Source organism: Maribacter sp. 1_MG-2023, from assembly GCF_030547005.1.
In the GTDB taxonomy this organism is placed as follows: domain Bacteria; phylum Bacteroidota; class Bacteroidia; order Flavobacteriales; family Flavobacteriaceae; genus Maribacter.
Window position 1 is genome coordinate 1 of the sequence record NZ_JAUOPN010000028.1, and the last position, 13,535, is coordinate 13,535.

Consider the following 13,535-nt stretch of genomic DNA (forward strand, 5'->3'; position numbering starts at 1 on the left):
ATCGTATCAACACCATCTTCATCCGTATATGTGAACGTACCGTCGGTATTGGCTACTACAGTAGTCAACGCTTCCAAGTTCGCTACGATTGCAGATAGATCTAATTGTGTTACTAATCCGTCTTCATCCGTATAATCGATATTCGTATTGTCCGCATTTAAAGCGATGGTCGTTAAGGTCTCCAAATCAGTTACATCGATGATCGTATCAACACCATCTTCATCCGTATATGTGAACGTACCGTCGGTATTGGCAATAATAGTAGTTAGTGTTTCTACCAGATTCAAACTCGATAAATCTGCAGTAACTATATTTCCATCTTCAATTTCTAATGACAGAATATTCGTAGATATATCAAAAGTGAAATTTTGCAATTGCTGATCATCCGTAGATGTCAATTCCCAAGTGGTTCCATTCCAATAATAAATAGTTCCTGTATCTGTATTAACATACAGATCTCCTAAATCTGCACCTGCAGGAGTTGCGACCCCGGGTGCTGATACATCGGTACCCTGCAGTACTTCACAATTACATTGGTCTTCTAGGGTCACAGTTGTCTGTGCCATAGAGAAACCTGATATTAGTAAAGTAAATAGTACCATTATAAATTTAATGGTATTACTTAGGGTTGTAGTAGTTTGACTCTTCATACTTTTATTATTCAATTCCACCTTCAATAATTCTTTGGTCATATAGGTTTTTCAAAATGTTCGCTCCAGAAGTATCTTATCTATTTTGTACAAGACGGATCACTGGTATTCACATTACACAAATATTCATTATAAGTACTGCACCCTAAAATAAATGTTGTGTAAGCCGACATTTACGCTATATAGTCTTATAAAGTTGAGGTTTGGGGTTGTTAGTTATTTATAATTTTTGATTGTTGTTCGTCGAAGATGCGTTGTTATACAGGAAGTTATTGCTACTATAAAAAACCAGAAAATTTTCAAATTATATATAAAATAATCTCATAAAACATATAAAAAACCAACATTTTAAAATGTTGGTTTTTTTTGTGTTTTCAATCTTACGTTGATAATTTAATACCAAAGACAACATACACTTTCGTATTATAACTACTCAAAATGGCGAACTATATTTAATTGGGTTTAATACGATATGTAATTCGTTTATTTGTAATAACAGTTCTAACTTTTATAGAAAGTAAAGCAGCATTTGAAGTTATTACAGTACACGTATTACTACTATTTGAAACCAATACTCTATACGAATATCCTTCTTTTTGTTTTGGGACATTCAACACTGTCAAAGATGCTGTTTGAGCTCCAGAATGATCTATATCGTTTACTACATTAGTAAAACTTACACCATCAATACTAACTTGCCATTGAAATGAATTGGCATTTGTAACTGACGTTGAAAAAGTAGCGTCGTCACCTGTTAATACCGTTTGATCTTGTGGTTGATCTGTAATAACCGGAGCAACTGCTACTTGCAAAAAATCGAAGATTCCATTGTTATCTCCATCTGCTGGTAAAGCATACGAAGCTCCGCTTACAGAACCATCTGCATTTACTACTGGTGAACCTGAACCATACATTCCATTATTATCTATATCTGCGTTCACATCTCCATATGCTTCATCAGAATCGTTGCAACCATCACCATCACTATCTATTTCAATAAAATTATAGTTAGAATCTATATCCGAGTTTAATAAAGTATAATTAACAGTACCTGAATCTTCTTGACCTGACGCTTGTACGCTATTTGGAACACCATCTAAACCAACTGTTCCTGTTAACTTTCCGTTTGTATGAGTTACGTTATGACCTGCCTCAATAACATCATAAATACCATCATTATCACTATCCAAATCCATGCTATCTGGAGTACCATCATTATCTGTGTCTCGACAAGTACTTACATCTTCTACAGTTATAAAATCTAAGGCAGCTCCATCTGCAGTATAACTAGGGGTTGCTTCAAATGATACGCTTGTTTGTGTGGTTGTAGCTACAAAAGTTCGTTCAAAATAAAACCACTTTTTAGGTCCCATTATTCCTGCAATAACACCCTCTGCTTTGTTTAATAGTGTTTGACTTATAAGTACATTATTACCTGAGTCTAAAACTTTAACATCTAAAGTCACCTGAGAACCTGCAGAATGTCCTACATCTTCTCCCCAAAAGAATGAAAATTTATAAGTATTACCCACAGTAGTATTCATTAGCTGAGACAAAACATTATTTACACCTCCAGTAACATTATTATTCCCCATAACATCTAAGTACTGATTACCATGATAGCTATCTGCAAAGGTGTTGGATGACCAACCAGGACTTTGAGATCCTACCCAACCATCTTGGTTTTGGGTATAGGTCCAGCCTGCTAAAGTATTTGTATTATACGTTGTTCCTATAAATGTTCCTGATGCATCTGTAAATCCTCCTGAGAAAGCTATTGCATCTGTAAAATCTTGTTGTTCAAAAGAACCATTGATAATAAGGTTTCCACAGCCTTCATCTGTATCTAAGATACCATCATTATCATCATCTAAATCTAATGCATCTACAATGTTATCATTATCATTATCTGGTCTATCATCCGTAGCATCTCTAAAATCTACATCGCCTCCTATTGCTGCATCATTGTCATTATCTAATAATAATTGCGAGAGGGTTAAAGGATTATCAATTGTACCTCCTGGGTCTGTATACCCTACTAAATCAGTATCAATTGCATCATCTAGACCATCATTATCTGTATCTTCTCCTGCCAATGCTATACCTGCCTCTGTGGTATCATTATGACCTTCGTTATCACTATTTAAATCTATATAATCTGGATTATCCGCTCCATCTGTATTTGTTGGTGTAAGCCCTCCTAAATAAGCCGAGTTTACCCCATCGTTTGATACATATGTTGCTGCTGAATCCTTATTAGAAATCACATAACCTAATGTGGTTTGCGCTTCTACATTATCTGGAATTCCATCACCATCACTATCTAAATCTAAATAATTAGGAATTCCGTCTTTATCTGTATCTATTTGAGAAGTCCATATAATAGCTTTTACTAATAAATCTTCTCCTGCGGTATTAAATCCTCTGGTAAGTGGCAATATGGTTCTTCGACCGGTGGCTATCCCAGAATCCAAAGGATCTCCATGCTCCCAAACTGCAAAATCTTTTTGCCCATTTGGATGTCTACCCAATTCAGTTCCAGAAACAACCCCATTAACATAAAAATCTGCATCACCAACATCATAATTCCCTAAAGATAATCCCGTAGTTATTGGATGTGTATTCTGGATAATATTTATAAAATTGGTTGATGAACTCCCCGTGGATCCAGATGTTCCAATTATTTCGTCATAAAGCGCATTTTCACTCGTAATTACTCCACTAGTTGTTGTGTTTAAATTACTAACATTTGCATAAGCCGTACCACTATTTACACGCTCAAATAAAAAGGTAACTGCATAATCATTTGCATTTCCCCCAACATTATCATCTACTACTGTTATGGTATATCCTAAAGCAGTTAATTTGTCTATTGTATTCTGTTCCTCTGTATTAGGAGAATTTTGAGTAACCCAAAGTACCGTTCTTGGGTTTTCAACTACATCTAAAATACCATCATTATCATCATCTAAATCGCAAACATCATTTAGACCATCACCATCGGTATCTATTCCTGCTAAATCTGCGCAAGGTTCTTCTATATATACAGTTGCCGTATCACTTTTACCTAATGCCGGGCATATGGATACTGTTGAATCTGTTATTGTATAATCGAAACTTGTTCCTGTAAAAACTGCTCCTGCACTATACGTATAGGTTACCAATCCTAAATCGGCATCATCAATAACGACACTACCAATAGCAGGCTGCACAATACTTTCAATAAAGAAATTTTCACCATCTGGCTCCGAATCATTATCAAACAAATTAATTTGCACTGAAACCGTATTCCCCTTTGGTACTACCACTGAATCATCTTCTGCATTTGGATGATTTAAATTTTCTACGATTTCCGCATCTGTCGTAGACAAATCATAATGATTTGTCCCTGGAATTGTACTGGGCGTTGCTATAATAGTAGATATTAATCTAGAGTAACCACTAGGTGCTGAAGAATCATAAAAATTAGGGTAACGCACTTCTATAATATAGGTCTCGTTTTCTCCCAACGGCAAGCCAAAATGTACTTCTTCTGGACTTTGCGTTCCATGACCGTAAACCCCATTCACCTGTCTTAAACCACTAATTATATTACCTGTACAATCTCTGATTAATACGTTGGTACCAATTGCAACTCTTGCTGGTAACCCACCTGTAGAACCATTAGCTCCACGGTCTTCTGTTACATCAATAAGTAAATGATTATTTCTGTTTGCTGCCGGTAAGTTGTTTATAAAAAGTTGATTTGAACTACCATTGATATTCATGTAAATATCTAGATCTCCATCATCATCAATATCAACCATCGTTGTTCCTTCACCATTTGAATTATTAAATGTTTCGGAATCCAAAGAAAAACTCATCGTTGCTCCACTACCAATAACTCCTGGCGCTGGTGTAGGGCTATTTAATTGGTTAATAAAAAGATAACTTCTACTATCACCAACAAACAAAATATCGATATCACCATCATTATCAATATCTCCAGCAGCAAGACCATCAATATCATTTGATGAGCTCCCGTTATCTAAATTACTTGGTTGTGGTAATCCCGGAAAAGTTGTTGCCCCCAATGGAGTCCAAACTCCTGGTCCATCGTTTCTAAATATTTGTGTTAAACCATTTTCTGTCCAAACGGCATCTAGATCACCATCATTATCTAAATCCCAAAGACCATTAGCTCCTTTATTATTGTTTGCTGCCTGCGCTAAATCTGCTCCACTTGTAAAAGTCCCACCTTGGTTTAAGAAAAAATCATTCTCATTTCGTTTACGCATAAAAATATCTACCCAACCATCATCATTAACATCCGCAGCTGAACCATAATCTCCGTCTGTAGCAAATTGGTTTAATCCGTACTCTACCACTCCATTACCGCTACCTGGGGTTATATGTGTAAATAGCGCCGAAGGTGCAGGATTAACAACTGTGTGTGTTGTATGATCTATATAGTTATTTCTTAAAAGTTCTATTCCTGAACCGTGATTATCAAAAAAGACATCTAAATCACCATCGCCCTCAAAATCAAAGAAACCAGTACCTTCTGAGTTAACCCCAGAAATATTAATAGTTGCACCTGTTCTCCCAATAGTTATAGGTGCTGAACCTCCAATACCATCACCAAAGGTTCCGTTTGTATTTTGAATAAAAATTTGGATTGCTTTTCTAGAATTTGAATTACCAGAAGAGTTAATCATAAAGTCTGGTTTCCCATCACCATTAATGTCTCCCCAAGCTGCTTGTCTTTCTGCATAATCGCCTAACATTCCAGGAGCTAAACTAGCTTGTACATTTGTAAATGTACCTGCTGGACCTTGACGCATTAAAAAACTTTTAACAGAGCTGTTATTATTATTTTCTAGTACTAAAACATCTAGTAAACCATCGTCATTAAAATCGGACCAAGCATGTCCTCCATCTTTATTTTGCCCTAAATCTAAGCCATAAGAAGATGCGCTTTCTGAAAAAGTGGTTTGCGCATTTATGCTATCAAAAAAAAGCATTGCTATAAGGAGTATAATTATATACGCTCCCTTATTTAAATTAGGTATAATACCTCTGAACATGGTGATTTTTCTTTAATATATGTTGGGAGAACAATACAAAGATATATTAGGGCTTTTGCTAATTCGAATTAATGTTGCGTAAGCCCCTATAAGTAAGGTGAATACTTATATATTGGAGGTTTTATAATTCTTCATAAAAAATTAATTTACTTATGTAAGATTTACTTTACAAATAAAAATCTTTACTCTTTCTTTACACGGTATGTTATTCTTCTATTAGTTATAACCGTATAATTTCTTACCATACTAAAAGGAGAAAATTCAGAAGTAGAATTACTTAATGTCGCCGTTGCGGTTATTAAATCTCCAGAGCTAACACTAGAAGGAATAGCTATTTTCACTTTAAATTTATTCGTATTATCGGTATTACCATCATCATCTGCATATAGAGATGTGCTGCTATCTAAATCCGCAATGCTACCCTCTATAAAAGATCCTAAATAAATTTGTCCTTCTCCATAATCTACAGATTGACCCAATTGATTATCCCCTGTTACTGAAGAACCTTGGCTTATATCTGTTAAAAATAGCTCAACCGTAACTCCTGGCCTTGTCCAACCTGTTACAATAATTTCTGAACCTGAGATAAATACATCGGATATTAATGGAAAATTTAATAGTCCGTTTGGTCCATTATCCCCATCGTTCAATTCATTTAAAGTTACACCATCTCCAATGGAATCTGATGCGTCTAAATCTATGCCAAGTGCATCTCCTGCTGTTCCGTTTGAATAAAAAGAATTTTGCGTGATTAGATTTCCTGAAGTATTCCCTCCAGCTAACACTATACCTGAACCCGCATTACTGAAAATTATATTGTTAGAAATAAGGGAGTTATTACCATCTAATAAAACCCCTGCATTCTCTATATTCCCGCTACAAGAACCTCCGTTTTGTCCTGAAGTGGTTATGGAATTTTCTATTAAAGATATATTCCCAGTAATACCGTCTCCATCTATTCCTAGACTAGCAGCACCATCTATAAGATTTTGCTGTATGACTATTCCGGTACCATTATTAATTGTAATATTATCATCGCAAGCCCCGTTACCATTAGATGATATATGGTTATTTTGAATAATTACAGATGTCCCTCCATTTATAAACACCCCTGCATCTACGTTTGTAGCAATATAATTCCCATCTACAACAACATCTCCTCCTGTTATTTCAACACCATAGTCTATATTACCTGCGTTATTTCCTAACGCATTAACACCTAAAAAAGATTCTAAAACACTTGCATTTCCATTTTGGATACGAATACCTGCATTGTTTCCTGCATACACCGAGATATTCCGTAGTACGACATTAGTACCTTCTACATTTAAAACATCGCCATTATTCTTATGTACTTGTATTTCTGGTCGATTAAAATTTGGAAGAGCTATCCCTGATCTACCAACCAAACTTCCTCCAGAACCCACATTTCCTGTATTAGTATCTCCGGAATAAGCGGTCTGTGTTCTTCCATCTATTATCGTATTACCTCCAACAATAGTTGCAATAGGATTACCATCGGGAATTAAAATATTGAAATAACCACTAGTATACCCTGTATCTGCTATACGTAACAGAATATCTCCTGTTGGAGGTATCATAAAAATAGAAGTGTCTTCTCCTGAAGCTGGGTCAAAAATACTATTAGCTTCTATGTCTAACCCAGTTTCATCTAAATTATTAGCATTTACAATAAACTGTTCTAAAGAGCCTTGCCCATCATCATTGGTATTCACAATGGTATTAAAATTAAAACCAAAATCTATATTTCCAATTCCTCCATTAGATATTACAACAGTACTAACAGATTGTGCACCTATTAAAGTCCCTAAATTAGAATCCTCTTGATCGGGATTAGCCCCACCTATTTCGTTAAAAACCTCGTTTATACTAGTCCCGTTATAAGAAGTTCTAAAAGTTTGCACTCCATAACAACTAGAACAAGTTGCACCTCCACCACGTGTAGATTCTACTGAAGAATTTATTACCCTAACGCTATAAGTACCATCTGGCATTCCACCAAAATTATAATTTCCTGATGCATCTGTTGACTGGGTGTCATACAAAGAACCTGAATTATCATATAGCTCTAATATTACATCTTCAATGCCTACACCAGAAGAAGCTACTTGGTTTCTGCCCGCTCCTCCAGGATAATTAATATCTTCAAAAACATTACCAGAAATAAGGTTAGATGGCACTCTAAGTACTACTGCACTTGATATTACTAAATCTTGTCCCATATCAACATTGGCTGTTACTTGGGTATCAAAAGAGCTTATAAACGAAGAAATATCATAAGTATCTAAATCTAACCCATAAGTCCCAGTCTGATTATAACCAGAAGTTTCATCATAAATCGTGGAGTTATATGGGTTGTTTCCTGTCTGTAATCCATCCCCGGAGAGAATGCTTGGAGCCCCTGCTCCTTCTGGCAAAATAGATAATTCTTCTTTGTTTGTACCAGAAGTGCCATCTAAAGTTAAATCACCTTCATAAGATAAAAATGTTGCTTTACTACCAGTTGGGCTAATCGCATAAAAGTTATCTAAAGTAAATGTAGTTCCGTTATTTTGAGTGACATCAAAACCGTAATATAAATTAATGGTAGAAGCTGGTAACGACAAATCCTCATAAAATATCATTAAAGACCATGTTCCTAAAACCACAGCACTTGAACAATAAGTGTTTGAATTATCTATAGTTAAGCCCGAAAAATCATAGCTATTAGACCATGGATTCGCTATCCCAGCTACAATATCAGTAACATCTGCTATATAACCATAAAACTGGGCTCCTGAAAATGAAGCTCCATAGATTAAATCGGATGTAACTGTGGTCCCTTCAAAAGTTACGTTTTGATCTATCGTAGGATTTGAGTGTGACCAATATAAATATGCCTTTTCTACTGTTTTACCAGCAGCAGGTAAGATTGAAGTTAAATTTGCTGATGAAGATGTTTTTATGGAACAGGCATTAGCGGTATTACTCTGTGTACGCAAAGAACCTCCTGCTACAACATAATCGTAATTACCATGAAAATCATCATATAAAGCTAATGGTACGTCTTGTAAAATTACCTCATTATCATTTATCGTAGCTGCAGCAGTGTCGGTAATATTAACTGAAACATCACTTACCGAGCTAAAGCTTATTGTTAATGTTTCCGAAGATTCAAAATCAGTATCATCCGTAATTAAAACAGTTATTTGATCCGTATCTCCTGCTGTACCATTAAAACTTAATGTCCCAGTATATATACCCGAACTTGTTGTGTAATCTATTCCTTCTGTTGCTGTTCCTGCTGTTATTAAATAATCAACTGTAAATGCTAATGGTCTAGAACCTCCAGTATGATTAACTGTAAATGTTGCCGTACCTGCATCTTCATCCACAGATATATTTGCTGCTTGTATTACTGCGGTTGCATCATCATTATTAATTGTTCCGATTGCCGTGTCCGTAATATCAACAGAAGAATCTGTTACTGATGTAAATTGAATTACATATGTCTCATTAGGTTCAATATCAAAATCATCGGTAATTAAAACCGTTATTTGATCCGTATCTCCTGCTGTACCATTAAAACTTAATGTCCCCGTATAAATCCCAGAACCTGTAGTATAATCTACACCTTCTGTTGCGGACACTGCATTTATAGCATAATCTGCATTAAATGCACCGGAGGTATTAGTTCCTGTATGCGTTATTGTAAATAGCATTGTCCCTGCATCTTCATCAACAGAGATATCATCAATTATTAATTGAGGAGTTGAAATGGTTTCATAATATTCTATCGTTGAAGCACTTACCCTTCTTCCCGAACCTCTACAATCAAATCTATTTAATTTAATTTTAGCCTGTCCTGTATATGTTGCAGTAAATGACACTTCAGATTGTAATCCACATGAATCATCATTGTAGGCAATAAACCCTCCTGAAGTATCTCTAATTGTTAATTGTGTATCCCAAGTAGCAAGGCCGCATACACTAACTGTATAAATTCCTCCATTGGTAATATTCATAAAAAAATGCTCTTCTGCTTCAATACTTGGTGTAAATTGAGAAGTAGAAGTCGGAGTTACTGTAGTACCAGAATATGCTCCTGTATCAGCACATTGCGCGCGTAACTTAGAATTAAAACAACACAATAATAGAATAACAAAAATACTTCTAAAAAAAGTTTTCATATACTTATCATCTTTCAAAAAAAATAGATAAACTCTCTTTTTTTGTTTAATAGTAAAGATAACCTAGACTAGATAGCGTAAATAAATAATGTTGTGTAACTCATAATTATGGTTGTAAAGAGCAATAATAACGGTTCGTATTTATTCTAAGAAAAAATTAGAGAACATAAAAAAAGTGGCTACTTACAGTAACCACTTTTTTTTCTTATTAAGAAAAATTATTCTATTGTAATATAATAAACTCCGACCTTCTATTTAATTCGTGTTCACCATTAGAACATTTAGCTCCATTTTTGCAGTGATTCACCAATTTTGTTTCTCCATAACCTTCACCATTTAAACGCTCTTTGGAAATACCCTGGGAAACCATATAATTAACTGTAGCCTCCGCTCTTTTTTGAGACAACCAAAGGTTATAAGAGTCCTTACCACGGCTATCGGTGTGTGCATTTACCTTAAGTTTTAAACTGGGATATTTCTCAAGTGCAGCAATTACTTTTTCAATTTCTACCTCAGAATCTTTTCTAATATTATATTTATCAAAGTCAAAATATATGGTACTTAGCTGAAGAAGTTTTGCTAAATCATCACCAAAACCAGCTGTAATATTATCTCTTTCAAGATAGAAATCAATAATTTTTGGTTTTCCATCAGATACTCGTATATACTCTTCAAAAGGTACATAACCTTCCATCAAAGCTCTGACAAAATTTCCCTTATTACAATCTAATTCCAAATTATAATTTCCATCAGAATCTGTAATTGTTGATAATAATTCTTCGTTGTTTTCATCTATGACCTTAATTGTTGCTCCAACTAAAACTTCATTAGAAATTTTATCTCTTACAGTACCGTTAATTTTTTGAATACAGTCAAATTCTAATGGTCTTGTTTCTGTAAAACTGTATATATCATCATAGCCTAAACCTTCTTCTCGATTTGATGCTACGTAACCTGTTCTTAATTCTTCATTAAAGATAAATGTAAAATCGTCACTATTACTATTTACAGGTTTTCCAACATTTATAACCTTACCTGAAAAATCTTGTCTTTTTATTTTAGTTGCAAAAACATCCAAACCACCTAGACCTGGATGCCCATCTGATGAAAAATATAGTATTTCTTCACTTGTTATGTATGGGAAAGTTTCTCTTGCTTCTGTGTTAATATTTGACCCTAAATTTTGAGGGGCACCAAATGACCGATCTTCATTAATAGCAACCATATACAAATCGGACTCGCCCAATGTTCCTGGCATGTCTGAGACAAAGTACAAAGTCTTTTCATCAGGACTCAGAGCAGGATTAGCAACAGAATAAGAATTACTGTTAAAAGGCAACTCTTCAACTTCTCCCCAAATACCTTCATCTGTTAATACAGCTCTCAAAATCTTTAACCTTACAATACCCTTTTCATCTTTTATAGTTTTCCTCTTTTCAGAGTTGTTTCGTGTAAAATACATTGTCTGACCATCTTTCGTAACTACAGATGTAGATTCGTGAAAGCGTGTATTTATATTATCATCTATTTTTTTAACACTATCTACAGATGAACTATCTGAATTTACTTCATATAAATCTAAAAAGTCTTTTGCATTCCAAGTATGACGATATCTTGCAAAATTACCCGTATCTCTATCAGAAGAAAATATTAATCCCTCTTTATAAAAGGAAGGAGCGAAATCTGAATATGGTGAATTATATTCGAAAGGACCTAAATTATATCTGCCAGAATTTTTCTCAATTTCTGACATGAAATTACGGTCATCATTAAATGCATTGGCTCGACCATCACCCTTAGTAATCTCGATAAATTTGTTCATTACAAAATCAGACGTATCGTAGTCACCTATTGTTTTAAGCGACTGAGCATACTTAAAATAATCTTCTGCTGTAACATCTGCTGAATAATCTACAACGAGTTGTTTGTAAGTATCAGCAGCTTCTTTGTAATCAGCATTGTAATAGTAAGAATTTCCTAATTTTCTTAGCAAATCTGCTGACACATATCCCTTATCCAATACCTTTTTATAAATATCTATGGCAGGACTAAAAGAATAGGATTCAAACTTCTCATTACCTTTTTGTATTAGTCGCTCTTGAGCATTAACCAATCCATGAATAAATAACAAGAATACTATTAATAATTTTACTGTATACTTCATATATAAATTTGCCATTTAGAAAAAACGAGGTGAAACCAATTTTTGAAATGATTTTACCAATTCATATCTTAAGAGTACTTCAAATGATCCATCGTTAAATTGTGTACCACCTAAATCTGTAGTCTCTTTATCATAAGCTAAACCAATCATGAATTGATCTGAAATTTGAAATCCAGCCATTGCACTAGCTGCAGCATCCCACCTGTATGCTGCCCCGAAAGTAAATTTCTCGTTAAACATAAAATTAGCTGAAACATCAACTTGTAATGGAGCTCCGCCAACAACTTTAGTCAATAAAGCTGGTTTAAATTTTAAATTTCCATTCAAATCAAACACATAACCTGTAATTAAATAGAAATTTATTCTGTCTTTAGACAAAAACTGAGTATCATTCGCATCACGTTGGGAACTATCAAAATGCTCCGTTTCAAATAAATTCGGAGCAGAAAGACCTGCATAAAACTTAGTTGAATGGTAGTAAAGACCTACACCTACATTAGGTGAAAACCTGTTTTCAATATTATCAGTTCTTACAACTTCATCATCAAAATTTCGAAGCTGACTAAAGTCTAAATTCATTAAATTACCACCTGCCTTTAATCCAAATGATAATTTACCTTCGGCAGAAACGTCTATTGTATAGGAAATAAGTGCATCAAAATAAGTTTCTTGAACAGCACCTTCACCTATTTCATCATTAACAATTGAAAATCCATAACCTAGTTTACTATTTCTAATAGGAGACTGAATATTAAATGTCTGGGTTGAAGGGGCTCCCTCCAAACCTACCCATTGTGACCTATGTAAACCTGTAATACTCAACTGACCCCGTGAGCCAGCATATGCAGGATTAATACTCATTGTATTAAACATGTACTGCGTATATTGAGCATCTTGTTGGGCAACGACGTTACCAAACATGAGCAATAAACCACCAAACAGGATTAAGAACTTATTTTTAATATTCATATTTTATAAACTATTATCTACTAATATACAGATATTCACTATCAACTTTGTTTTCTCCTTCAAAGGTAGTATAATCAAATATATAGAAATATATTCCCGCAGGTAGATATTCATCTGTACTTAACGTAGACCTCCCTCTTGATCTACCGTCAAATACATTATTTTGATTATTATAATTTTCACCTTCATAAACGGCAACACCCCATCTATTGAATATTTTTAAAGTACTGCTGCGAATTTTATCTACACCTCTAATGAATAAAAATTCATTTTTACCATCACCATTTGGAGTCACCATTTGATTTACTTCAATGGCATTATCTTCAGGATCAGTGACATTATCATTTATTACCATTATATCCACTGTTGCAGTATCGCAATTGCCTATAGTATCACATACCGTATATTCGAAAGTTTCCGTTCCTTCAAAACCATCGTTTGGCGTATAAGTAATAGTATCGTCAGAAATGTCATCAGGTGTATCACCGTCGTTAAT

5 protein-coding genes and 1 pseudogene are annotated in these 13,535 nt (G+C 34.5%); all 6 read right to left on the reverse strand.

Features of this window, described 5'->3' with window-relative positions:
• A pseudogene (locus tag Q4500_RS18390) lies at window positions 1-692 on the reverse strand (hypothetical protein); the annotation flags it as partial.
• A gap of 410 nt (window positions 693-1,102) precedes the next feature.
• The gene (locus Q4500_RS18395) at window positions 1,103-5,716 is read right to left on the reverse strand and encodes an FG-GAP-like repeat-containing protein (protein ID WP_303601025.1); all 4,614 of its coding nucleotides are present in this window, start codon (window positions 5,714-5,716) and stop codon (window positions 1,103-1,105) included.
• A gap of 182 nt (window positions 5,717-5,898) precedes the next feature.
• Window positions 5,899-9,906 carry an S-layer family protein gene (locus Q4500_RS18400; RefSeq protein ID WP_303601026.1) on the reverse strand — a complete coding sequence of 1,336 codons (4,008 nt, stop codon included), beginning with the start codon at window positions 9,904-9,906 and terminating at the stop codon, window positions 5,899-5,901.
• Window positions 9,907-10,129: 223 nt separating this feature from the next.
• Window positions 10,130-12,070, reverse strand: coding sequence for an OmpA family protein (locus tag Q4500_RS18405; RefSeq protein WP_303601027.1), 1,941 nt, complete (start codon window positions 12,068-12,070; stop codon window positions 10,130-10,132).
• A gap of 15 nt (window positions 12,071-12,085) precedes the next feature.
• Complete coding sequence (locus Q4500_RS18410; RefSeq protein WP_303601028.1) at window positions 12,086-13,039, reverse strand: type IX secretion system membrane protein PorP/SprF; 954 nt, start codon at window positions 13,037-13,039, stop codon at window positions 12,086-12,088.
• Window positions 13,040-13,052: 13 nt separating this feature from the next.
• Window positions 13,053-13,535, reverse strand: a 483-nt coding sequence (locus Q4500_RS18415) for a gliding motility-associated C-terminal domain-containing protein (RefSeq protein ID WP_303601029.1), incomplete at its 5' end; no start/stop codon positions are given.